The sequence below is a fragment of the Streptomyces sp. NPDC040410 genome (assembly GCF_055595715.1).
Window position 1 is genome coordinate 98156 of sequence record NZ_JBVIVK010000008.1, and the last position, 24232, is coordinate 122387.

20 protein-coding genes are annotated in these 24232 nt (G+C 70.1%); 7 read left to right on the forward strand and 13 right to left on the reverse strand.

Translation table 11 applies throughout. From position 1 onward, the window contains the following. The first annotated feature begins 11 nt into the window (after positions 1-11). From ACZ562_RS18355 to ACZ562_RS18375, 5 genes are all read left to right on the forward strand, one after another. Positions 12-1337, forward strand: coding sequence for a DUF2252 domain-containing protein (locus tag ACZ562_RS18355; RefSeq protein WP_471179852.1), 1326 nt, complete (start codon positions 12-14; stop codon positions 1335-1337). Between the two features lie 79 nt (positions 1338-1416). Next, positions 1417-2109, forward strand: coding sequence for a hypothetical protein (locus ACZ562_RS18360; protein ID WP_471179854.1), 693 nt, complete (start codon positions 1417-1419; stop codon positions 2107-2109). Positions 2110-2185: 76 nt separating this feature from the next. Beyond that, the gene (locus tag ACZ562_RS18365) at positions 2186-3025 is read left to right on the forward strand and encodes a thioredoxin domain-containing protein (protein WP_471180322.1); all 840 of its coding nucleotides are present in this window, start codon (positions 2186-2188) and stop codon (positions 3023-3025) included. Between the two features lie 79 nt (positions 3026-3104). Continuing rightward, complete coding sequence (locus ACZ562_RS18370; RefSeq protein ID WP_471179857.1) at positions 3105-4784, forward strand: alkaline phosphatase D family protein; 1680 nt, start codon at positions 3105-3107, stop codon at positions 4782-4784. Between the two features lie 265 nt (positions 4785-5049). After that, entirely contained in the window at positions 5050-6042 is a 993-nt protein-coding gene (locus ACZ562_RS18375; protein WP_471179860.1) for a zinc metalloprotease, read from the forward strand. Positions 6043-6118: 76 nt separating this feature from the next. On the opposite strand, the gene ACZ562_RS18380 is transcribed toward ACZ562_RS18375, so the two are convergent. Further along, positions 6119-6688 carry a dienelactone hydrolase family protein gene (locus ACZ562_RS18380; RefSeq protein WP_471179863.1) on the reverse strand — a complete coding sequence of 190 codons (570 nt, stop codon included), beginning with the start codon at positions 6686-6688 and terminating at the stop codon, positions 6119-6121. 107 nt (positions 6689-6795) lie between these two features. Between ACZ562_RS18380 and ACZ562_RS18385 the strand changes: the two genes are divergently transcribed. Beyond that, entirely contained in the window at positions 6796-7908 is a 1113-nt protein-coding gene (locus ACZ562_RS18385; protein WP_471179866.1) for a mechanosensitive ion channel family protein, read from the forward strand. A gap of 434 nt (positions 7909-8342) precedes the next feature. Here the strand turns inward: ACZ562_RS18385 and ACZ562_RS18390 are convergent, their stop codons facing one another. The 3 genes from ACZ562_RS18390 to ACZ562_RS18400 all read right to left on the reverse strand — a co-directional run bounded on the left by ACZ562_RS18390 (position 8343) and on the right by ACZ562_RS18400 (position 11297). Next, the gene (locus ACZ562_RS18390) at positions 8343-9287 is read right to left on the reverse strand and encodes an RluA family pseudouridine synthase (protein WP_471179869.1); all 945 of its coding nucleotides are present in this window, start codon (positions 9285-9287) and stop codon (positions 8343-8345) included. A 65-nt stretch (positions 9288-9352) separates the two neighbouring features. Beyond that, entirely contained in the window at positions 9353-9952 is a 600-nt protein-coding gene (gene lspA / locus ACZ562_RS18395; protein ID WP_471179872.1) for a signal peptidase II, read from the reverse strand. A gap of 70 nt (positions 9953-10022) precedes the next feature. Further along, on the reverse strand, positions 10023-11297 hold the full coding sequence (locus ACZ562_RS18400; protein WP_471179875.1) for a TraR/DksA family transcriptional regulator: 1275 nt from the start codon (positions 11295-11297) through the stop codon (positions 10023-10025). Positions 11298-11890: 593 nt separating this feature from the next. Between ACZ562_RS18400 and ileS the strand changes: the two genes are divergently transcribed. Continuing rightward, positions 11891-15049, forward strand: coding sequence for an isoleucine--tRNA ligase (gene ileS / locus ACZ562_RS18405; protein ID WP_471179877.1), 3159 nt, complete (start codon positions 11891-11893; stop codon positions 15047-15049). A 507-nt stretch (positions 15050-15556) separates the two neighbouring features. Here ileS and ACZ562_RS18410 read toward each other — a convergent pair. From ACZ562_RS18410 to ftsW, 9 genes are all read right to left on the reverse strand, one after another. Next, positions 15557-16696 (reverse strand): DivIVA domain-containing protein, encoded by a 1140-nt coding sequence (locus ACZ562_RS18410; protein ID WP_471179880.1) that lies wholly within the window; start codon positions 16694-16696, stop codon positions 15557-15559. A gap of 46 nt (positions 16697-16742) precedes the next feature. Next, positions 16743-17027 (reverse strand): YggT family protein, encoded by a 285-nt coding sequence (locus ACZ562_RS18415; protein ID WP_033318070.1) that lies wholly within the window; start codon positions 17025-17027, stop codon positions 16743-16745. Positions 17028-17088: 61 nt separating this feature from the next. Further along, the gene (locus ACZ562_RS18420; RefSeq protein WP_471179884.1) at positions 17089-17730 is read right to left on the reverse strand and encodes a cell division protein SepF; all 642 of its coding nucleotides are present in this window, start codon (positions 17728-17730) and stop codon (positions 17089-17091) included. Between the two features lie 128 nt (positions 17731-17858). After that, positions 17859-18578 (reverse strand): YggS family pyridoxal phosphate-dependent enzyme, encoded by a 720-nt coding sequence (locus ACZ562_RS18425; protein WP_471179887.1) that lies wholly within the window; start codon positions 18576-18578, stop codon positions 17859-17861. 6 nt (positions 18579-18584) lie between these two features. After that, entirely contained in the window at positions 18585-19322 is a 738-nt protein-coding gene (pgeF, locus tag ACZ562_RS18430; RefSeq protein WP_471179889.1) for a peptidoglycan editing factor PgeF, read from the reverse strand. Beyond that, positions 19319-20509: a cell division protein FtsZ gene (ftsZ, locus tag ACZ562_RS18435; protein ID WP_471179891.1), complete on the reverse strand. Its 1191-nt coding sequence runs from the start codon at positions 20507-20509 to the stop codon at positions 19319-19321. The genes pgeF and ftsZ overlap by 4 nt, the downstream gene beginning before the upstream one ends. Positions 20510-20795: 286 nt before the next feature. After that, the gene (locus ACZ562_RS18440; protein WP_471179893.1) at positions 20796-21590 is read right to left on the reverse strand and encodes a cell division protein FtsQ/DivIB; all 795 of its coding nucleotides are present in this window, start codon (positions 21588-21590) and stop codon (positions 20796-20798) included. A 35-nt stretch (positions 21591-21625) separates the two neighbouring features. Then, positions 21626-22720 (reverse strand): undecaprenyldiphospho-muramoylpentapeptide beta-N-acetylglucosaminyltransferase, encoded by a 1095-nt coding sequence (murG, locus tag ACZ562_RS18445; RefSeq protein ID WP_471179896.1) that lies wholly within the window; start codon positions 22718-22720, stop codon positions 21626-21628. Positions 22721-22726: 6 nt separating this feature from the next. Continuing rightward, on the reverse strand, positions 22727-24082 hold the full coding sequence (ftsW, locus tag ACZ562_RS18450) for a putative lipid II flippase FtsW (protein WP_471179898.1): 1356 nt from the start codon (positions 24080-24082) through the stop codon (positions 22727-22729). Between the last annotated feature and the right edge of the window lie 150 nt (positions 24083-24232).

Below are 24232 nucleotides of genomic sequence, written 5' to 3' on the forward strand. Positions count from 1 at the left end.
GGCACCCAGCGATGTCGGTACCGCAGCTCAACGACGAGCAACGCGGCGAGGAGATCCTCGCCGTCTTCGACACCGCCTTCGGCGAACTGCTGGCCGCCGACCCGGCCGCGTTCCGCGTGAAGTTCCGGAAGATGGCGGCCTCGGCGTTCGCCTTCTACCGGGGGACGGCGTGCCTCTTCTACCACGACCTCGACGCCGAGAAGCGGGGCGGCCCGTATCTGGACGACCGCACCTCGCGCGTGTGGATCCACGGCGACCTGCACGCCGAGAACTTCGGCACCTACATGGACGCCAACGGCCGGCTGATCTTCAACGTCAACGACTTCGACGAGGCGTACGTCGGCCCCTTCACCTGGGACCTCAAGCGCTTCTCCGCCTCCATCGCGCTCATCGGGTACGCGAAGGCTCTCAGCGACGACCAGATCACCGAGCTGGTGCGGGTGTACGCGGGCGCGTACCGCGAGCGGATCCACGCCCTGGCCACCGGCGCCAAGAGCGAGGAGGTGCCGCCCTTCACCCTGGACACCGCCGAGGGGCCGCTCCTGGACGCGCTGCGCGACGCCCGTTCCCTCACCCGCTTCGGACTGCTCGACTCGATGACCGAGATCCGCGACTTCGAGCGCCGCTTCGCGCCCGGCGGCGGCTCCGTCGAGCTGGACGCGGCCACGCGCTACAAGGTGCTCGCTGCCTTCGACGGCTATCTGGAGACGCTGCCGGAGACGTCCCTGGCCCGCCCCGACTCGTACCGCGTGAAAGACGTGGTGGGCCGACGGGGCATCGGCATCGGCTCGGCGGGTCTGCCGTCGTACAACATCCTCCTCGAGGGCCACAGCGACGCCCTGGAGAACGACGTCGTGATCTACATCAAGCAGGCCCAGACCCCCGCGGTCTCACGCCACATCACGGACCAGGCGATCCGCGACTACTTCCAGCACGAGGGCCACCGCACGGTCATCTCCCAGCGCGCCCTGCAGGCGCACGCCGACCCGTGGCTGGGCTGGACCGAACTGGGCGGCACCGGCCAGCTGGTCGCCGAGGTGTCGCCGTACGCCGTGGACCTCGACTGGGGCGACATCGACGACCCGGAGGAGGTCGCCGCGGTCGTCGCCGACCTGGGCCGGGCCACCGCCACCATGCACGGGGCGGCGGACGACCAGTCCGGCGAGTCCCTCGTGCCCTTCTCCACCGAGCGGGCCATCGACGCGGCGATCGCGGCCGACGAGGACGGCTTCGCGGATCTGCTGACCGGCTTCGCGCACGCCTACGGCGCACGCGCGCGTGCCGACCACCAGATCTTCGTGGACCTGTTCCGCAACGGCCGGATTCCGGGTCTCTGACGGTCTGCCGTCGGTCCGCCGCCTCACGGGGACCCTTTAGGGGTCCCTTACAGGCCCACGTGACAGACTCTCCTCCGCCATGGACATATCCGGGACCCAGCTACGAGCGCTCCGCGCGGCGCTGTTCACGGCTGTCGTCGTGACGCTCAGTACCGCGTCGCACGTACTGCTGTCCCGCGCCCCCCTGCCGCTGAACACGGTGGCGGCGATCGCCGTCGCCGTGTTCACCGTCGCCTACGCCCTCGCGGGCCGCGAGCGCGGCTTCGGGCGGATCGCCGCCCTGCTGGTCCCGCTGGAGCTGGCCGCCGACACGGTCTTCACCACCGGGCAGCACGTCTGCTACGGCCGGGCGGGCGGCCCGGTCGCGGGCCCCCTGCGCTCCGTCGGATTCGACGTGCTGTGCGCCGGCGGCACCGACGTGGGTACCCCGCTGGCCCGGGTGACCGGCACCGACACCGACCGGCTCGCGGCCCTCATCGCCCATGCCGACCCCGCCACCGCCTGGCTCCTGCTCGGCGCGCACGTGGGCGTCGGACTCCTCGCCGCCGCGTGGCTGCGCCGCGGCGAGCGGGCGCTGGCCCAGGTGCTGGGGGCGGTGGCGGCGACCACGTTCCGGCCGCTGCTGCTGGCGGTCGCCGCGGTGACGGTCCGGCGCGCCCCGGCGGTACGCCGGCCCACGCACCCCGGCCGTCGTACGACCGCCGTCCGCGACCGGATCCTCGTGCACTCCCTGGGACGCCGTGGACCGCCTTGCTCCGTCGCCTTCCTCTGAACGGCACCTGAGCACCGAGCAGTCCCCCTGCATATCCCGCACACGAGGTGTGCGCGTCCCCATGGAGATCACCAACATGAGCAAGCGGAACAGCCAGGCGGCGAAGACGGCGGCCCGTGAGCGGCTGCGCTTGGAGCGCGAGCGCCAGGCCAAGCGCGCGAAGGTCAAGCGGCAGGTCATCGTGGCCTGTTCGGTCGTGGGCGTCCTGGCGCTGGCCGGTGGCATCGGCTACGCCATCGTCCAGGCCAACAAGCCCGGCCACTGGGAGGCCGTGAAGGACGAGAAGGTCGTCGCCCCGGCCAACACCACGGGCACGAACGGCACGACCGTCGTCATCGGCAAGAGCAGCGCGAAGAAGACCCTCAAGGTGTACGAGGACCCGCGCTGCCCGGTCTGTGCCTCGTTCGAGCAGACCGTCGGCTCGACGGTGGACAAGTACTTCGACGACGGCAAGTTCAAGATCCAGTACATCGGCGGCACGTTCCTCGACGGCGACGCGCTGGGCAAGGGCAGGATAGGCAGCCGCGGCGAGGGCTCCAAGAACGCGATGAGCGCCATGGGCGCGGCGCTGAACGTGAGCCCGGAGGCCTTCCTGGAGTACAAGACCGCGCTCTACTCGGCGAAGTACCACCCCGAGGAGTCGGACGACAAGTTCAAGAGCGACGACTACCTCATCGAGGTCGCCGACACGGTCTCCGCGCTGAAGAACAACAAGACGTTCCAGAACGCCGTCACGAGCGGTAAGTACGACGCCTGGGCGCTGGCGATGTCGAAGACCTTCGACACCAACAAGGACAAGGTGACGGGTACTCCGAGCTTCGTCATGGACGGCAAGATGCTCTCCACCTCCGACGGCAACCCCCCCATGACGGTGGCGGACTTCACCTCGCTGGTCGACGCGGCGCTCAAGGCCTGACCGACCGCCGGGAGAAGAGCGGGCGAACTTTCGCGAGTTCGCCCGCTCTCGCTCATACCGATCAGTAACCTGATCGGTCGTGACCAGTCGATACAGTTCATCCGAGAGCACACCCTCCTCTCACGACGGCGCCAACTCGCTGTCCCCGCGCCGCCGTACGGTGGTCAAGGCCGCAGCCGCCACCGCGGTCCTGGCCGGCCCGCTCGCCGCCGCCGTTCCCGCCCGGGCCGCAACCGCCCCCGCCTTCCTGCACGGTGTCGCCTCCGGTGACCCGCTGCCCGACGGCATCCTGCTGTGGACCCGGGTGACGCCCACCCCCGAGGCGATACCCGGCTCAGGGCTCGGCCCGGACACCGAGGTCAGCTGGACCGTCGCCAGGGACAAGGCGTTCACGAACGTCGTCGCCAAGGGCTCGCTCACCGCAACCGCAGCCTCCGACCACACCGTCAAGGCGGACATCCGCGGCCTGGAACCCGCGACCGACTACTGGTTCCGCTTCTCCGCCGGGGGCACCGACTCCGCCGTCGCCCGCACCCGCACCGCGCCCGCCGCGGACGCGGCCGTGTCCGGCCTCCGCTTCGGCGTGGTCTCCTGCGCCAACTGGGAGGCCGGCTACTTCTCGTCGTACCGTCATCTCGCGGCCCGCGGCGACCTCGACGCCTGGCTGCACCTGGGCGACTACATCTACGAGTACGGCACCGGCGAGTACGGGACACGCGGCACCGTCGTACGCCCGCACGCGCCCACCCACGAGATCCTCACCCTCGCCGACTACCGCACCCGGCACGGGCGTTACAAGACCGACGCCGACCTCCAGGCCCTGCATGCCGTGGCTCCGGTCATCGCCATCTGGGACGACCACGAGTTCGCCAACGACGCCTGGTCGGGCGGTGCCGAGAACCACACCGAGGGCGCCGAGGGCGCCTGGTCCGCGCGTCAGGCGGCCGCCAGGCAGGCCTACTTCGAGTGGATGCCGGTGCGCCCGGCGATCGCGGGCACCACCTACCGCCGGCTGCGCTTCGGCAAGCTCGCCGACCTCTCGCTGCTCGACCTGCGCTCCTTCCGCTCGCAGCAGGTCAAGGTCGGCAACGGCTCGGTGGACGACCCGGACCGTACGCTCACCGGGCGGGCTCAGCTCGACTGGCTGAAGGCGGGCCTGAAGGCGTCCGACACCACCTGGCGGCTGGTCGGCAACTCGGTGATGATCTCGCCGTTCGCCATCGGCTCGCTCTCCGCGGACCTGCTGAAGCCGCTGGCCGAACTGCTGGGTCTGCCGCAGGAGGGCCTTGCCCTCAACACCGACCAGTGGGACGGCTACACGGACGACCGCCGGGAGCTTCTCGCGCACCTGCGCTCCCACGCGATCCGCAACACCGTCTTCCTGACCGGCGACATCCACATGGCGTGGGCCAACGACGTGCCGGTGGACGCCGGTACGTACCCGCTGTCCGCATCGGCCGCCACGGAGTTCGTCGTCACCTCGGTCACCTCCGACAACCTCGACGACATCGTGCAGGTCCCCGAGGGCACGGTCTCAGCGATCGCCGCACCGATCATCAGGGCCGCCAACCGGCATGTGCACTGGGTCGACACCGACCGCCACGGCTACGGCGTCCTGGACATCACCGCCGACCGGGCGCAGATGGACTACTACGTCGTGTCCGACCGCACGAAGGTCTCGGCGGCCTCCTCCTGGAGCCGTTCGTACCGCACGCGCAGCGGCACGCAGAAGGTCGAGCGGACGTACGACCCCGTGTAAATCCTGTGTGAGATGAGCGGTTTCCGGCCAACGGCTACTCATCGGAGAGCCGTTGTCCGGACATCACGCCAGCACGGCGGGTGGTGCGAGCCGCGTTCCGAATTCGGACACACCACCCGCCCGAGCGGCGGCATTCACCCCTCTTTGCCAGGCACTTGATTGGCCGAAACGTTTCTCTCCGGCTCTGGGCATGTCCACGTAATCTCCGGGCGGGCCAGGAAGGATCCCTGCGCCCCTCTCCCCACCGCATCCGCTAGGAGCCAGCATGCGTGCGCTTGCCCGGATATCTCCCCTGACGCGCAGACGTTTTCTCGGCACGGCCGTCGTGGCCGGCACCCTGATGCTCTCTCCCCTCTCGGCGCCCACGAGCGTCGCCGCGGCCAGGACTCCGGCCGCCTCCGACTGCGCCGACGAGGCCACGAACGCCGTCGCCCGCGAGGCCCGTCCCAAGGCAGGCGACCACATCGCCGAGCCCAACGAGATCAGCACCGCCAGGGCCCAGGCGATGGACGCCGATCTGGACAAGAGGCTCGACAAGCTGGGCCTGAGCCGGCAGCGCCTGTCCGCTGCCGCCGCCTCCACCAGCATCCCGGTGTACTTCCACGTCATCCACGACGGCACCACCGGCAAGCTCAGCGCCTCCGCCGTCAACAGCCAGATCAGCGTGCTGAACGCGGCCTACGCCGGCCAGGGCACCGGAAACGCCGACTCCGGCTTCCAGTTCACGCTGGCCGGCACCGACTACACGGACAACGCGGCCTGGTACAACGTCAGCAGCGGCTCGGCGGCGGAGAAGGCGATGAAGTCCGCCCTCCGCAAGGGCGGCGCGAACGCCCTCAACGTCTACAGCGCCAACCTCGGCGACGACCTCCTCGGCTGGGCCACCTTCCCCAGCTCCTACAAGTCCAGCCCGGCCATGGACGGCGTCGTCATCCTGGATGCCTCGCTGCCGGGCGGCTCGGCCACGAACTACGACGAGGGCGACACCGCCACGCACGAGGTCGGCCACTGGATGGGCCTGTACCACACCTTCCAGGGCGGCTGTAACGGCAAGGGCGACTACGTCTCCGACACACCGGCCGAGAAGAGCGCCGCGTTCCAGTGCCCGACCGGGCGCGACACCTGCGTCAACAAGACGGGCGTCGACCCGATCCACAACTTCATGGACTACACGTACGACTCCTGCATGTACCAGTTCACCGCGGGCCAGGTGACGCGCATGCAGCAGAGCTGGGCGGCCTACCGGGCCGCCGGCTGAGCGTCGTGACCCACCGAGCGGAGTACGGGGTTTCGAGGAACCACTGGGTTTCGAGGAGCTACAGGGTTTCGAGGAACTACAGGGCTTCGAGGAAGCCGAGCGCCACCCGCCAGGTGGCCTCGGCGGCCTCCTCGTCGTAGTCCGGCAGGCCGGGGTCGGTGTACAGGTGGCCGGCCCCGGCGTATCTGTACACCTCGACGTCGGCGCCCGCTCTGCCCATCTGCAGATACCAGGCGCTGAGCCAGTCGTCGGTCTCGAAGGGGTCCGGCTCGGCCACGTGCAGCTGCACCGGCAGCTCGTCCACAAAGACGCTCGGGGCGATGTCCGAGGTGCCGTGCAGGAGGAGCAGCCCGCGCGCCTTCTCGTCGCCGAGCGCGAGGGTCTGCGCGATCGAGGCGCCGAGCGAGAACCCCGCGTAGACCAGCCCCCGTTCCGAGTACGGTGCGGCGGCCAGGACGGCCCGCTTGAGCAGCTCGTCCTTGCCGATCTCGTCCTTGAAGGCCATGCCCTCCTCGACCGTCTCGAACGTACGCCCTTCGAAGAGGTCCGGCGTCCACACCTCGTGCCCTGCGGCGCGCAGCCGGTCCGCGGCCTCCCGCACCGCGGGCCTGAGGCCATGGGTCGAGTGAAAGAGCATGATGTTCATGAGGCCATGGTGCCAGCCGGGTACGACAGCGCCGGTCCCCGGCCGTACCCACAATCGCGCCGAGATCACATGTTCATCACCCGCCGGGGCCGGTTACGTTCTCGGGCATGGAGAACGTACTCCGCCCGTTGATCGTGGTCGGCGCCTCGGTCCTGCTCACCCTGCTCATCGGCTGGGCCACCGACCGCCTGCTGCGCAAGGCCGACGACCGGCACAGCGAGACGCCGCTGTGGGGGCTGCTGCGCCGCGGCCGCATCCCGTACCAGCTCGTTCTGTGCGCGGCCATGCTGAGAGGGTCGTACGACGAGGCCCAGCTGCTGGAGCAGCACCGGGTCGGCATCGGCCGGACGCTCACCCTGGTGCTGATCGGAGCCGCCGCCTGGCTGGTCATCCGGATCGCCGCCGCGATCGTCGAGACGTCCTACAGCCGCTACGCGCGCGCACACCGCGACGCGGCCCGGCTCCGGCGCGTGCGCACCCAGGTCTCGCTGATCATGCGGGTGGTGTCCGCGGTAGTCGGTGTGGTGGCCGCCGCCGCCATGCTGCTGACGTTCCCGGCGATGCGCGCGGCGGGCGCCTCACTGCTGGCCTCGGCCGGCATCCTCGGCATCGTCGCCGGCGTCGCGGCCCAGTCCACGCTCAGCAACATGTTCGCCGGGCTGCAGATCGCGTTCGGCGACATGGTGCGCCTGGGCGACACGGTCGTCGTCGACGGCGAGTGGGGCATGGTCGAGGAGATCACCCTGACGTTCCTGACCGTACGGACGTGGGACGAACGCCGGATCACGATGCCCGTCTCGTACTTCACGTCCAAACCCTTCGAGAACTGGTCGCGCGGCACGCCCCAGATGACCGGCATCGTCTACTGGCACCTCGACCACGCGGCACCGCTGGACGCGATGCGCGACATGTTGCGCGACATCCTGCGCGAGTGCCCGGCCTGGGACGGCCGCGCCCACGGCCTCGACGTCACGGACACCACCCCGAACACCATGCAGGTCAGGGCGCTGGTGACCGCCAAGGACGCCGACGACATATGGACGGTCCGGGTCACGGTCCGCGAGCGGATGATCCGCTGGCTGTCCGAGGAGCACCCGTACGCGCTGCCCAAGGTCAGCACCGCGGACGCGACGCCGGCACCCGGCCGCTCCAACGGTCTTGTGTCCCGCGACGGGGGAGTTCAGCGCCGCGTGCACGAGCCGCCGAGGCCGGGCCGCTGACCGTCGCCGCCCGTGCTCGGCTCCACCGTCGACCAGGATGACTGCGAGGTGACGTGCCCGGCGCCCGGGGAGGGCCGCGGTGCAAGGTGGCGGCCACATCCCGGGCGTCCCGGCACGTCCGGCCGGCGCGCTGCCCCGCACCCGCGGGCCAGGTCATGGGCGGTAGGGGTGCGGGCCGGCCTCGGCCGCCGCGTACGCACTGCTCCCGACCCCGGTACGGCACGACGGAACTGACGTACGGCGCCCGCCTCGCGCCGGCCGGAAACGGGCGCGGCACGGGTGGTGGATCACCGCAGACTCCGCATGTCCAGCTGCCGCAGCACCCGGTCCACCACCTCCGGGTCCGCCCCCGCCTCGCCTCGCGCCGCCATCACCTCATGCAGCCTCGCGGCCGGCGGGGTGCTCGGCGACGCGCACCCCGTACGACGGGAGGCTCACGCGTATGTCTCCTCGCGGACCTGGTCCAGGGCCTTCTGCAGGTCGGCCGGGTAGTCGCAGGCGAACTCCACCCACTGCCCGTCCCCGGGGTGCTCGAAGCCGAGCCGTACGGCGTGCAGCCACTGGCGGGTCAGGCGCAGGCGCTTGGCGAGGGTCGGGTCGGCGCCGTACGTCAGGTCGCCGACACACGGGTGGCGGTGGGCGGCCATGTGGACGCGGATCTGGTGCGTGCGGCCGGTCTCCAGCTTGACGTCCAGCAGGGAGGCCGCGCGGAACGCCTCGATGAGGTCGTAGTGCGTGACGGAGGGCTTGCCGTCGGCGGTGACCGCCCACTTGTAGTCGTGGTTCGGGTGTCGGCCGATGGGCGCGTCGATGGTGCCGCTGGTCGGGTCGGGGTGGCCCTGTACGAGCGTGTGGTAGCGCTTGTCGACCGTGCGCTCCTTGAACTGCCGCTTGAGCGACGTGTACGCGTACTCGGACTTGGCGACCACCATCAGGCCGGACGTGCCCACGTCGAGGCGGTGCACGATGCCCTGGCGCTCGGCGGCGCCGGACGTGGAGATGCGGTACCCGGCGGCGGCGAGCCCGCCGATGACCGTCGGCCCGGTCCAGCCGGGGCTGGGGTGCGCGGCGACGCCGACCGGCTTGACGATCACGACCACGTCATCGTCGTCGTGCACGATCTCCATGCCCTCGACCGGCTCCGCGACGATCTGCACCGGCGCGGGCGCCTGCGGCATCTCCACCTCGAGCCACGCCCCGCCGTGCACCCGCTCGGACTTCCCGACCACCGAGCCGTCGACCGTGACCTTCCCCGCCGCGGCGAGTTCGGCGGCCTTCGTCCGGGAGAAGCCGAACATGCGGGAGATGGCGGCGTCGACGCGCTCGCCCTCCAGGCCGTCGGGCACGGGCAGGTTACGGATCTCGGGAAGCGTGCTCACCCGTCGAGTATGCCGGACGGGTGAGACACCGCAGTACGGCAGTCTGTGGACGACCCCTCGCGGCCTCAGCCCTTGTGGACGGTCCCGTCCGGGTCGAGGCCCTTGAACGACAGCAGGACGATCAGGATGCCGCCGCACACGATCGCCGAGTCGGCGAGGTTGAAGACGGCGAAGTGCTTGGGCGCGATGAAGTCGACGACCGCGCCCTCGAAGACGCCCGGCGAGCGGAAGATCCGGTCGGTGAGGTTGCCGAGCGCACCGCCTAGGAGCAGGCCGAGCGCGATCGCCCAGGGCAGGCTGTAGAGCTTGCGGGCGAGCCGGGCGATCACCACGATCACGGCCGCCGCGATCAGCGTGAAGATCACGGTGAAGGCCTCACCGAAGCCGAAGGCCGCGCCCGCGTTGCGGATCGCCTCGAACCTCAGCCAGTCCCCGATGATCTCGATCGGCGCGTGGTGCTCCAGCCTGGCGACCACGATCATCTTGCTGACCAGGTCGAGGACGTACGCGAACGCGGCGACCGCGAACAGGACGGCGATACGCCGCTTGCCCCCGGACCGCGCGCCGTCGCTCTCCCGCCCGCCCGGACTGGACGACTGCTCCGGCTCGGCCCCGTCCCCCTCCGGGGAATCCGGCGTACCGATGATCCGCTCCGCCTCTGCCACGTGAGTCCCTCAACCTAGGTACCTGACTGAGGACGAGGGTACGGCACGCCCACGGGCGCCCAGATACCCCTCAGTACCGGCGTTCCTGCTTCTGCTTGCACTCCACGCACAGGGTGGCCCGCGGGAAGGCCTGCATCCGGGCCTTGCCGATGGGGTTGCCGCAGTTCTCGCACAGTCCGTAGGTGCCCGCGTCGAGGCGCTTCAGTGCGCGGTCGGTCTGGACGAGCATCTCGCGCGCGTTGGCCGCCAGGGCCAGCTCGTGCTCGCGCGTGATGTTCTTGGTGCCGGTGTCCGCCTGGTCGTCGCCCGCGCCGTCCCCGGAGTCCCGCATCAGGCCGGCGACGGCGTTCTCGGACGAGGTGATCTCGTCGCGCAGCCGCTGTCCCTCGGACATCAGCTCCGCGCGCGCATCCTCGACCTCCTCCGGGGTCCAGGGGTCCTCACCGGGGCGCACCGCGAGCTCGCCCGGCTCCACCGCCGCAGCTAGCCGTGCCTTCGGTAGGGCGGTCTTCGCCGCCGCGGCCGTGCCAGGAGTCTTCTTCGCAACCACCGTCGTGGCTCCCGTCTGCTCCGCGGCCTCTGCCGCGCCCGCCTTCTTGGCCGTACTCTTCTTGGCCGTACTCTTCTTGGCCGCGCTCTTCGTGGGGGTGCCGCCGGTGACGCCGCCCTGTCCAGCGGCGCTCCCGCGGGCAGTGGCCCGCTTGGTGGCCACCTTCTTCGAGGCCGTCTCCTTGGCGGCCGTGTCCTTGGCGGCTGCCTTCTTGGCCACCACCTTCTTGGCCACCACCTTCTTGGCCACCTTCTTGGCCGCCGCCTTCTTGGCGGCCTTCGTGGTCACTGCCTTCTGTCCGACCGCCGTCTCCCGGACCGCCGCTTTCTCGGGACCCTCCGCCTCGACTGCCTTCTTCGCAGGCGCCGCCTTGGAGGACGCCACCTTGGAGGACGCCGCCCTGGAAACGGTCGCCTTGGAAGCGGTCGCCCTGGAAGCAGCCACCTCCTTCTTCTTCGCGGCATTCTTGGTGGCTGAGCTCTTCTTCGCGGCGGCCTTCCTCGCGGGGGCTGCCTTCTCCGCCACCTTCTCGGCAGCCGTCTTCGGGACAGCCGTCTTCTTGGCGAGCGTCTTCGTGACAGCCGGCTTTTTGGCGACCGTCTTCGTGACAGCCGGCTCCTTCGTCGCCCCCTTCGCGCCCGCGCCCACCGTCTTCACGGCCTTGGCCGCGCGCTCGGCGGACACGCCCTGCGCGCTCTTCTTCCCGCCGAGGTCCTTGGCCGCACCGCCGGAGTCCTTGGCACTTGTGGACCTGCCGGACGCCGACTGCTGTACGGCGGTCTTCTTCGCCACCATGGCCGCGGCCCCTTCACATATTGTGATCTTGCTCGCGAATCGTGCTGGGACGATAAATCGACTTCGGTCCCGCGGCAACGGGCCACACCGCCCGATTCGCCCGCCACGCGGATGCCGCGCGGCAACCTGCATGCGTTGTGCCCAGCTCCCCGCGGGGTAATCCGCCGAGCCCGACGTCCCGGAATCCGAGCGCGCGCACTCTCGCCATTCGGGTCATCCCCGGCATCACGGGCGCCCGCTCCCGGGGGCGGGAAAACCGGTCGGCCGCTGTCCCCGCGGCGCCGTACACTGGGCGGAGCGAAAAGCGTGGATGGGGACGAGTAGCGGCGTACGCAGCCCAGAGCGACCCGGGGACGGTGGAAGCCCGGGGGCGAGCGCGACGTGAAGATCACCCCGGAGCCGCCGGAAGAAACCCCGCGAGGGGCGGTAGAACCGGCATCGCGACCCCAATGAGGGGGCTCACCGGTGTGCACGGCGCGCCGGGGAGCCAAGGAGGGTGGTACCGCGGGAGCGCGCCGCAGACGGCGTACGCACAGACGTAGCTCTCGTCCCTCCGGACGGAAGGCAGCAAGTCCGCCGGAGGAAGCTCGCTGATGACAACGCCGACGTACCGCCAGGTGCCCGCCCAGGTCGACCTGCCCGCGCTCGAGCACGCGGTGCTCGACTTCTGGCGCGAGCAGAAGATCTTCGCCAAGAGCCTGGAGCAGTCCGAGGGCCGCCCCGAGTGGGTGTTCTACGAGGGCCCGCCCACCGCCAACGGCATGCCGGGCGCCCACCACATCGAGGCGCGCGTCTTCAAGGACGTCTTCCCCCGCTTCCGCACCATGCGCGGCTACCACGTGGCACGCAAGGCCGGCTGGGACTGCCACGGCCTTCCGGTGGAGCTGGCGGTCGAGAAGGAGCTCGGCTTCAGCGGCAAGCAGGACATCGAGGCGTACGGCATCGCCGCGTTCAACGCCAGGTGCCGCGAGTCGGTGACCCGGCACACCGACGCCTTCGAAGAGCTCACGACCCGCATGGGCTACTGGGCCGATCTCAACGACCCCTACCGCACGATGGACCCCGAGTACATCGAGTCGGTCTGGTGGTCGCTCAAGGAGATCTTCAACAAGGGTCTGCTGGTCCAGGACCACCGCGTCGCCCCGTGGTGCCCCCGCTGCGGTACCGGCCTGTCCGACCACGAGCTGGCGCAGGGCTACGAGACGGTCGTCGACCCGTCCGTGTACGTCCGTTTCCCGCTCACCTCCGGTCCGCTCGCCGGCCAGGCCGCGCTCCTGGTGTGGACGACGACCCCCTGGACGCTGGTCTCCAACACCGCGGTCGCCGCCCACCCCGAGGTGGCCTACGTCGTGGCGACGAACGGCGAGGAGAAGCTCGTCGTCGCCGAACCGCTGGTCGCCAAGGCGCTCGGCGAGGGCTGGGAGACCACGGGCCAGACCTTCACCGGCGCGGAGATGGAGCGCTGGACGTATCAACGTCCGTTCGAGCTCGTGGAGTTCCCGGCAGACTCCGCGGCCCACTTCGTCGTCAACGCCGAGTACGTCACCACCGAGGACGGCACGGGTCTGGTCCACCAGTCGCCCGCTTTCGGTGAGGACGACCTCAAGGTCGGCCGCGCGTACGGCTTGCCGGTCGTGAACCCGGTCCGCCCCGACGGCACTTTCGAGGAGGGCGTCCCCCTCGTCGGCGGCGTCTTCTTCAAGAAGGCGGACGAACAGCTCACCGAGGACCTCCAGAGCCGCGGGCTGCTCTTCAAGCACATCCCGTACGAGCACAGCTACCCGCACTGCTGGCGCTGCCACACCGCGCTGCTCTACTACGCGCAGCCGTCCTGGTACATCCGCACCACCGCCATCAAGGACCGTCTCCTCCAGGAGAACGAGAACACCAACTGGTACCCGGACACGGTCAAGCACGGCCGCTTCGGCGACTGGCTGAACAACAACATCGACTGGGCCCTGTCCCGCAGCCGCTACTGGGGCACTCCGCTGCCGGTCTGGCGCTGCGAGGACGACCACCTCACCGTCGTCGGCTCCCGCGCGGAGCTGACCGAGCTGACCGGCACCGACCAGTCCGAGCTTGACCCGCACCGCCCGTACATCGACGAGGTCACCTTCGCGTGCCCCCAGTGCGAGAAGACGGCCACGCGCGTGCCGGAGGTCATCGACGCCTGGTACGACTCGGGTTCGATGCCGTTCGCGCAGTGGGGCTACCCGTACAAGAACAAGGACCTGTTCGAGTCCCGCTACCCGGCGCAGTTCATCAGCGAGGCCATCGACCAGACCCGCGGCTGGTTCTACACGCTGATGGCCGTCGGCACGCTGGTCTTCGGCAAGTCGTCCTACGAGAACGTCGTCTGCCTCGGCCACATCCTCGCCGAGGACGGCCGCAAGATGTCCAAGCACCTGGGCAACATCCTCCAGCCGATCCCGCTGATGGACCGGCACGGCGCCGACGCGGTCCGCTGGTTCATGGCGGCCGGCGGCTCCCCGTGGGCCGCCCGCCGCGTGGGCCACGGCACCATCCAGGAGGTCGTCCGCAAAACTCTCCTCACGTACTGGAACACGGTCGCCTTCCAGGCCCTGTACGCCCGTACGGCCGGCTGGGCGCCCAGCGCGGCGGACCCGGCCCCCGCGGACCGGCCCGTCCTCGACCGCTGGCTGCTGTCCGAACTCCACGCGCTCACCGACCAGGTGACGCAGGCCCTGGAGGCGTACGACACCCAGCGCGCCGGCAAACTCCTGTCGGCGTTCGTCGACGACCTGTCGAACTGGTACGTGCGCCGCTCCCGCCGCCGCTTCTGGCAGGGGGACAAGGCCGCGCTGCGCACCCTGCACGAGGTCGTCGAGACGGTCACGAAGCTGATGGCCCCGCTGACCCCGTTCATCACCGAGCGGGTCTGGCAGGACCTGGTCGTGCCCGTCACGCCGGGCGCCCCGGAGTCGGTGCACCTGGCGTCCTGGCCGGAGGCGGAGCTGTCAGCGATCGACCCGGAACTGTCGAAGCAGATGGTGCTGGTGCGCCGGCTGGTGGAGCTGGGCCGTGCCACGCGCGCGGAGTCGGGCGTCAAGACGCGCCAGCCGCTGAAGCGCGCGCTGGTCGCCGTGACGGGCTTCGAGGCGCTGAACCCGGAACTGCACACGCAGATCACGGAAGAGCTGAACGTCGAGTCCCTGGCCTCGCTGTCCGAAGTCGGCGGCTCCCTGGTGGACACCACCGCCAAGGCCAACTTCCGCGCCCTGGGCAAGCGTTTCGGCAAGCGCGTCCAGGACGTCGCCAAGGCCGTCGCCGATGCGGACGCCGCCGCCCTGTCCCTGGCGCTGCGCGAGGGCACGGCGTCGGTGGAGGTCGACGGCGAGACGATCACTCTCGCCCCCGACGAGGTCATCATCACGGAGACCCCGCGCGAGGGCTGGTCGGTCGCCTCCGACTCGGGCGCGACGGTCGCCCTGGACCTGGAGATCACGGAGGAGCTCCGCCGGGCGGGCCTCGCCCGCGACGCGATCCGCCTGATCCAGGAGGCCCGCAAGAACAGCGGCCTCGATGTGGCCGACCGCATCGTGCTCCGGTGGACCTCGACGGACCCGGCGGTCGTCGCCGCGCTGACCGAGCACGCGGACCTGATCGCCGACGAGGTCCTCGCCACGGCCTTCGTGGATGAGCACAGCGCCGAGGACGGGGCGGACGACACGTACGGCACCCCGTTCACGGACGAGGGCCTGTCCCTGACGTTCCGCCTCCGCAAGGCGTAGGCACGGCGACCGCGAAGGCCCGGCTCCCCTGCAAACCGCCGAGACAGGGGGCCGGGCCTCCAGCGTTCCCGCACCTTCGGCGTTCCCGGCAGACGCGGAAGGGCCCGCCCGGAAAAATCTTGGCAGGCCCGGGCATTCGGCGTTGCGTGCGTTCGTACGGCTGACGCACTGGGGCGGGCCGGATTCGAACCGGCGTCCTCCTAGTGCCGCGTCAGCCAAGGTTTGCCCGTCGAGGAGCGGCGTCTGGTGCGTGCTCTCGGCCTGCCGGCCGGAAGCCCTTGCTGGACGTACGTGGGCTTCCGGCCGGTGCGGCGAGAGGGCGTGCCGGGCGTCGCGACAGGGCGGACCTTGGCTGACGCGGCACTAGATGCCGTCGAGGCGCGACGACCAGCTGCGCCACGCACCCCAGCGCTGAAAGGACTCGATCCCATGGAAAAGGGCGGGGCCCCGGATTTTTCCGGGGCCCCGCCCTGAACGCTGCCGACGCCTAAGGCGTACTAGAGGCCGTCAGTTGTCGTCCTCGTCGATGAGGAACCCGCGCATCGGCGAGGGAGCCTGACCCATCGGGCCGGGACCCTGCGGCCGCACCGGTGCCATGGGCTGGGTCATCGCCGGGGACATCTGCTGCTGACCGCCGTAGGACGGGGCAGCGGGGGCCGGGCCACCGCCCATGCCCTGGTTGCCGCCGTACGACGGGGCGCTCGCGCCGGCCGGAGCCATCGAGGGCGCCGGGGACGGCGGAAGCGACGCGGTCGCCGGGGTGCGCGGCGGGGCCAGCGAGTCGTCGGCCTGGGTCTCCAACTGACGCAGCTGCGACTCCAGGTACGACTTCAGCCGGGTGCGGTACTCGCGCTCGAAGCCGCGCAGGTCCTCGACCTTGCGCTCCAGCGTGGCGCGCGCGGACTCCAGGGAGCCCATCGCGACACGGTGCTTCTCCTGCGCGTCCCGCTCCAGCGCGTCGGCCTTGGCACGGGCGTCACGCTCAAGACCCTCGGCGCGGCTGCGGGCCTCACCGACGATCTTGTTCGCTTCGGAGCGAGCCTCGGCGATCGCCTGGTCGGCTGTCTGCTGGGCCAGCGAGAGGACACGGGCGGCGCTGTCGCCGCCGGGGCCCTGACCGGGGCCGCCCATCGGACCGCCCATGGGGCCGCCCATCGGACCGCCCATCTGCTGCATCGGGGGCTGGCCCATCGGGCCGGGACCCTGACCCATCGGGCCGGGGCCCTGCGGACCACCCTGGCCGCCGGGACCGGCGGGCAGCTGCGGGGCACCGCTCGGCAGCTGGGGCGGACCACCCATGGGGCCACCCATCTGCTGCTGCGGCGGGCCCGATATCCCGGCGGGCACGGGGGCGCCGGGACCGCGCATGCCCTGCTGCGGCATGCCCGGCTGAGGCATGCCCGGGGGCATACCCTGCTGCTGGTCCTGCGGCGGCTCCGGAGGCTTGCGCATGTTCTGCTGGTTCTGGGCGGCAGCGCGCGTGGCCGCGGCCAGTTTGGCGCGCAGGTCCTCGTTCTCGCGGAGCAGGCGCGTCAGTTCGGCTTCGACCTCGTCGAGGAAGGCATCGACCTCGTCCTCGTCATAGCCTTCTCGGAGGCGGACGGTCGTGAACTGCTTGTTCCGCACGTCCTCGGGGGTCAACGGCATCTCTTCACCTCAACGTAGTCGTCGGCATTCGGCAAGACCGTATCGTTCACAGCCGGCTCACGACGGAGATCAGGATGTAGACGATGATCATCAGTACGAAGAAGGACAGGTCGAGCGCCACGCCCCCGAGACGCAGCGGCGGAATGAACCGCCGCAGAAGCTTGAGCGGTGGATCAGTGACAGTGTAGGTGGCCTCCAGAACGACCACCATCGCCTTGCCGGGTTGCCACGAGCGGGCGAACTGGAAGACGTAGTCCATGACCAACCGGAAGATGAGCACGATGAGGAAGCACATCAGCGCGATGTAGACGACATCCAGGACCACGCTCATTGCTTGTGCTTCCCTCTCCCCTGTTTCGTGCTGCTGGTGCTGCTGTTTCCGATGGTGCGTCTCAGCTCTGGTTGAAGAACCCGCCCTCTGCGATGCGGGCCTTGTCCTCCGCCGTGACATCGACGTTAGCAGGCGACAACAGGAACACCTTCTGTGTCACCCGCTCGATGCTGCCGTGAAGACCAAACACCAAACCGGCCGCAAAGTCGACAAGTCGCTTCGCGTCTGTGTCATCCATCTCAGTCAGATTCATGATCACAGGGGTGCCTTCACGGAAGTGTTCCCCGATGGTACGGGCCTCGTTGTAGGTCCGGGGGTGAAGCGTGGTGATCCGGTAAGGCTCTCGTTCCGACACGACCTTGGGCATGATCACCGGTGCGTTCTTCTCCAGACTTGCGCGTTCTTGTGTGATGGACGCCACGGGCGCGATGCGCGCCGGGCGCCCGGATTCCGCGGCTAGCGAAGCGGAATGGGGCACCGGGTCGCGCTGCGCCGGAGGCTGCACCACTCGTACCGATTCGTCCCTTTGAAGCTGATGAGACTGGTGCGACTGGTGCGACGGCTCGTGCCGTCGGTGATCCCGCTCGGGCTCCGGGTCCAGTTCGGGTTCGAATTCGTCGTCGGGGTCAAAACCGCGGCCGTCATACCCATCGTCCTCCACGAGGCCGAGGTAGACCGCCATCTTGCGCATCGCGCCGGCCATGCTCTGAGTCCTCCGCTCTGTGGTGGATCGACTGACTACTGCCAAGTGCCCGCGATCCACGAGGTCGTTATGCCCGCTTTCAGCGACATTGACCATATTTTCTGCTGTGGTCCGACTTCCTGGCGACGTTACCCGAGCCTGGAGCGGACTCCGAGTACCGCGGTACCGACGCGCACATGTGTCGCCCCGGCCGCCACGGCCTGCTCGAGGTCCGCACTCATCCCTGCCGATACCATGTTCGCAGCCGGATGAGCTCGGCGCAGGTCAGTCGACAAATCCATCAACCGCTCGAACGCCGCCTGTTGACGCCCGGCGTACTCCCCGGTGAGCGGAGCGACGGTCATCAGCCCGTCGAGACGCAGGCCCGGGGCCCCGGCGACGAGGTCGGCCAACTCTTCGATTCCGCCAGGTGCCACGCCTCCCCGCTCGCCTCTCGCGCTCACTCCCGCATCGAGCGCGACCTGGATGAGACACCCCACCTCGCGCCCGGCCCGTACGGCCTCCTTCGAGAGAGCCGTCACAAGCTTGGAACGATCGACGGACTGCACGAGATCCGCATAACCGACCACAGATCGCACTTTGTTGGTCTGCAGCTGGCCGACAAAGTGCCAGACAAGGGGCAGATCCGCGCATTCTGCGGCCTTGGGTGCGGCGTCCTGGTCCCGGTTCTCGGCGACGTGGCGCACACCGAGCTCCGACAGGACTCGCACATCGCCCGCGGGGTACGTCTTGGTGACCACGATCAGGGTCACCTCTTCGCGCTTGCGCCCGGCCGCCACACAGGCGGCGGTGATGCGCTCCTCCACCTTCGCCAGATTTCCGGCGAGTTCGTCCTTACGGTCCGTCATGTCCCATCAGTCCAGCCACACATAGCCCGCGAGCCGACCCGTGGTGCGGTCGCGGCGGTACGAGAAGTGGTCGCCCGACTCGAGCGTGCACACCGGCGACTGCTCCCGGTCGCGCACCCCGAGCCGTTCGAGCTGCGCGTGCACTCCGGCGGTCACGTCGACCGCCGGAGTGCCCCAGCTCGTCTCGGCGTGCGCCGCCGGTTCGACGGCGGCCACCTCCGCGCGCATCGTCTCCGGCACCTCGTAGCACCGGCCGCAGACGGCCGGTCCGGTGCGGGCGACGATCCGGGACGGCTCGGCACCGAGTTCCGTCATGGCCCGTACGGCGGCGGGGACGACCCCGGCGACCATGCCGGGCCGCCCCGCGTGCGCCGCGGCGGCGACCCCGGCGACGGGGTCGGCGAGCAGGACAGGAGTGCAGTCGGCGGTGAGGACGGCAAGGGCCAGTCCGCGGCGGGCGGTGACGATCGCGTCTACCTCGGGCACCGGCCCGGTTCTCCACGGCTCGTCGACCACGGCCGTGTCCGCCCCGTGCACCTGGTTCATCCAGACCACCCGGGCGGGGTCGAGGCCGAGGGACTTGGCGGCCAGTTCACGGTTGGTCCGTACGGCGTCGGGGTCGTCGCCGACCGCCCCGCCGAGGTTGAGCTCCTCGTACGGAACGGCGCTCACCCCGCCCCACCTGTCGGTGAAGGCGAAGTGCGCGCCGTTCGCTGTGCTCGTTTCGGAGCGCTGTCCTATCACTTCAGGAAGTCCGGTACGTCCAGTTCCTCGGCCGCGCTGTCCGAGTAGCTCCGCGACGGCGGAACCGGCGGGGCGACCGGGATCTCGGCCACCGGCTCGGGCGCCGACTCCAGCTCTTCCTTCGGTGTGACGCTGCCGAGCGAACCGAAGCTCGGGCGGCTCTCGGGCTGCCGTGCCGGAGCGGGCTCGTCGCGCCGGACCGAGGACGAGCCGACGACGTTGTCCCGGCGGGCCGGCGGCTGGCCCCCGTCGAAACCGGCCGCGATCACGGTGACCCGCACCTCGTCGCCGAGGGCGTCGTCGATCACCGCGCCGAAGATGATGTTGGCCTCGGGGTGGGCGGCCTCGCTGACCAGCTGGGCGGCCTCGTTGATCTCGAACAGACCGAGGTCGGAGCCGCCGGAGATGGACAGCAGGACGCCCCGGGCGCCGTCGATCGACGCTTCGAGCAGCGGCGAGGAGATCGCCATCTCGGCCGCGGCCACCGCGCGGTCGTCACCGCGGGCCGAGCCGATGCCCATGAGGGCAGAACCGGCCTCGGACATGACCGACTTGACGTCGGCGAAGTCCAGGTTGATCAGGCCGGGCGTGGTGATGAGGTCGGTGATGCCCTGGACACCGGAGAGCAGGACCTGGTCGGCCGACTTGAAGGCGTCGAGCACCGAGACCTGGCGGTCCGAGATGGACAGCAGCCGGTCGTTCGGGATGACGATGAGGGTGTCGACCTCCTCGCGGAGCTCCGCGATGCCGTCCTCGGCCTGGTTCGCGCGGCGCCGTCCCTCGAATGTGAACGGGCGCGTGACCACGCCGATGGTGAGCGCACCGAGGGAGCGGGCGATGTTCGCCACCACAGGCGCGCCGCCGGTGCCGGTGCCGCCGCCTTCACCGGCCGTCACGAAGACCATGTCGGCCCCCTTGAGGACCTCCTCGATCTCCTCGCGGTGATCCTCGGCGGCCTTGCGGCCGACGGCCGGGTTGGCGCCGGCGCCGAGTCCGCGGGTGAGTTCGCGGCCGACGTCGAGCTTGACGTCGGCGTCGCTCATCAACAGCGCCTGCGCGTCGGTGTTGATGGCGATGAACTCGACGCCCTTGAGACCGACCTCGATCATCCGGTTGATGGCATTGACACCACCGCCGCCGACACCGATGACTTTGATGACTGCGAGGTAGTTCTGCGGTGCTGCCACGTCGAAGGCCTCTCGCCTCGAGTTACGTGCCGCCGGACCGTAGAGGCACTGCTGCCTCGCGATCCGACGACTGATGCCGAATGGGACGGTCCGAACGCCGACCCGAACCCTAACGTTGAAGTTTAGGGTTACCAGTATGTCTGTTCCCTGGAATCTTCTGAACAGGACACTAAGTCGACAAGTGGCGCACGTTCAACGAACACGCCGAACCTCCCGTTTTTCTTTTCACCCTATGTGATCAGCCATGGCGGCGCCCAACCAGGGTGCTGGCCTGCGCTGATGTGCGTCAACTCCCGGATGACGCGGGAGCGGTGGGAACGCTGACGTCGAAGTACCGCGCCCCCGGGGCCGCTTTCATGAGAGCGGTGAGTGTCCGGGCCTTCGCGGCACCCCTCTCGCTGCTCCCCCAGGCGACGGTCCGGCGACCGCTCAACTCCAGCGAGATGTCGTCGTACGAACGCACCTTGACGGCCCGGGCGGCGGTCGCGACGGCGGCGGGGATGTCACCGGCGACCCTGACCGCCTCGCGTACCAGCCGGCCCTCGCCGAAGCGACGCAGGCTCGCGGCGCGCGAGTCCGTCCGGGACAGCGACAATTCCAGGACGGGCACCCCTTTCGGAGCCTGCGAAACCGAGGCGAAACGGACTCCGTCATCGTCCACTTCGACAAAGTTTCCGCCCTTTTGGACAAGCAGAACCGGAGTCCGCTCGGTCACTTTCAGGTCGATTCCGTGAGGCCAGGAACGTCCGACGTCAACCACGTCGATTCGGGGCAATTTCCGGCGCAGCCGTGACTCGATCGCGTCGGTGTCGACGGAAGCCAGCGGCTCTCCGGCCGGCACAGCGGCGGCCTCGCGCACCTGCCCGGGCGTCAGGACCCGGGTCCCGGACACGGCCACACTCTCCACGCGCAGCCAGTTCGAGCCGTACAGCAGCCAGACGGCTCCGGCTCCCACGACCACCAGGGCCACGGCCAGGATGACGATCACACGAAGGCGCGGCGGCTTGAACCGCCCGGCGGGCGGCGGGCCGGACGACTCCCGCCGGCGTTCACCGCGCTCGGCGGTCGTCGATCCGGCCACACGCGCTCCTTTCGCTGGCTCGGTTCGCCTCTGCGTCAACGGCGGCGTTGCGAGGCGATCGCCTCGTACACCATGGCGACCAGCAGGTCGTCGGCGTCCCGTCGGCCGAATTCGGCGGCGGCGCGGGACATCTCGTACAGCCGGTGCGGGTCGGCGAGCACGGGCAGGACGTTGTGCTGCACCCACTCGGGCGTGAGTTCCGCGTCGTCGACGAGGAGGCCACCGCCCGCCTTGACCACCGGCTGGGCGTTCAGCCGCTGTTCGCCGTTGCCGATGGGCAGCGGGACGTAGGCGGCCGGCAGTCCGACGGCGGAGAGTTCGGCGACGGTCATCGCGCCGGCGCGGCAGAGCATCATGTCGGCCGCGGCGTACGCGAGGTCCATCCGGTCCACGTACGGTACCGCGATGTACGGGGGCATCCCCGGCATCTGGTGCACCTGCGGCAGTTCGTTCTTCGGGCCGACCGCGTGCAGGATCTGGATCCCGGCCTGCTGCAGCCAGGGGGCGACCTGCTGCACCACCTCGTTGAGGCGGCGGGCGCCCTGCGAACCGCCGGAGACCAGCAGCGTCGGCAGGTTCGGGTCCAGCCCGAAGGCCGCGCGGGCCTCAGGGCGTACGGCTGCCCGGTCGAGGGTCGCGATGGCGCGGCGCAGCGGGATGCCGATGTAGCGGGCGTCGCGCAGCTTGCTGTCCGGGGTGGAGACGGCGACCCGGGCGGCGTAGCGCGAGCCGATCTTGTTGGCGAGGCCGGGGCGGGCGTTGGCCTCGTGGATGACGATCGGCACGCCGCGGCGCTTGGCGGCCAGGTAGCCGGGCAGGGCGACGTAGCCGCCGAAGCCGACGACGGCGTCCGCCTTGGTGCGCTCCAGGATCTGCTCGGCCGCCTTGATCGTGCCGCGCAGCCGGCCCGGGACGGTGATCAGCTCGGGCGTGGGCTTGCGCGGCAGCGGTACGGCGGGGATCAGCGCGAGTTCATAGCCGCGCTCGGGTACGAGACGTGTCTCGAGGCCGCGCTCCGTGCCCAGGGCCGTGATTCCCACGGTCGGGTCCTGCCTGCGCAGGGCGTCCGCGAGGGCGAGCGCGGGCTCGATGTGGCCGGCGGTCCCCCCACCGGCGAGTACAACATGCACCGAAATTCACCGCTCTCCGGACGAGCGCGCCGCCGAGGCACGCCGTCGCATCGTGTTCCATCTCCGAGGCCCCCGCACAGGGCCTCCCGCCCGCTTTCTACCAAAGCGGGGTTGCCGCATCGAAAGCGCTGCCCGCGCAGCGGGCTCGTCGCGCGCGAAGGCGATCAGCAGCCCGATGGCGAACATGGTCGGCAGCAGGGCGGACCCCCCGTAGGAGAACAGCGGGAGGGGGACACCGGCGATCGGCAGCAGGCCGAGCACCGCACCGATGTTGATCACCGCCTGCGCGGTGATCCAGGTGGTCACGCCTCCCGCGGCATACCTCACGAAGGGGTCCTCCGTGCGTCCGGCCACGCGGATACCCGCATAGCCTAGAGCCGCGAAGAGGGCGAGTACCGACAGCGTCCCCGCGAGGCCCAGTTCCTCACCGGTGACGGCGAAGATGAAGTCGGTGTGGGCTTCGGGGAGTTGACCCCATTTCTCCACACTCGCACCCAGCCCGGAACCGAAGATTCCGCCGGAGGCCAGCGCGTAGATGCCGTGCACGGCCTGCCAGCAGTCGGCCGCTCCCGAACGGGGCTCGGTGGCGCCGATGCAGGCGAGCCGGGCCATGCGGTTGGGGCTGGTCTTGATCAAGATCACACCGATGGCCGCGGCGAACGACAGCACCCCGACGAACAGCCGGGTGGGCGCGCCCGCCAGCCACAACAGGCCGAACAGGATCGCCGTGAGGATGATCGCCGTCCCCATGTCGCCGCCGAGCATGATCAGCCCGAGCAGCATGAAGGCGGCCGGCACGAGCGGCACCAGCATGTGCTTCCACTGCGTGAGCAGCTTCTTGTCCTGCTTGCGGGCGAGCAGGTCGGCGCCCCACAGCACCAGCGCGAGCTTGCCGAACTCGCTGGGCTGGATCTGGAAGGAGCCGCCGACCGAGATCCAGTTCTGGTTGCCGTTGACCGCCATCCCTATCCCCGGCACCTGCACCAGGACCATCAGGAAGACGGCACCGGCCAGGATCGGGTAGGCCAGTGCCCGGTGCAGCTTCACCGGTACCCGGGAGGCGAGCAGCAGCAGAGCGGCGCCGATGGCGGCGGCCAGGAGCTGCTTGCGGAAGAAGTACGAGCCCGGCAGGGACATCTGCAGCGCGGTGATCTGGGAGGCCGAGTAGACCATCACCAGACCGAGCACGGTGATCAGCAGGCTGCCGCCGAGGATCAGGTAGTACGCGGTCAGCGGCCGGTCCCAGGCCTTGCGGGCGCGCGTGTACAGGCGCAGTACGGGGTTGTCGCGCGGCGACCCGGGGGCGGCGGGCCGGCGGGCGGCTCGCTGGACCGGCGCGCGCCCCGTACGGCTACTGGGCACACCCGCTCCTGCACAGCTGCGGGAGGACGCCCCGCCGGGGGTCTCGCCGAGATCGCTCCGGCCCGGGCCGGCCCGGCCCCGCGCCGCTGGCGGACATCCGCCGATCACACCCGGGCCACATCCGAGTCACGCGTCCCTCCAAGGGTCCCC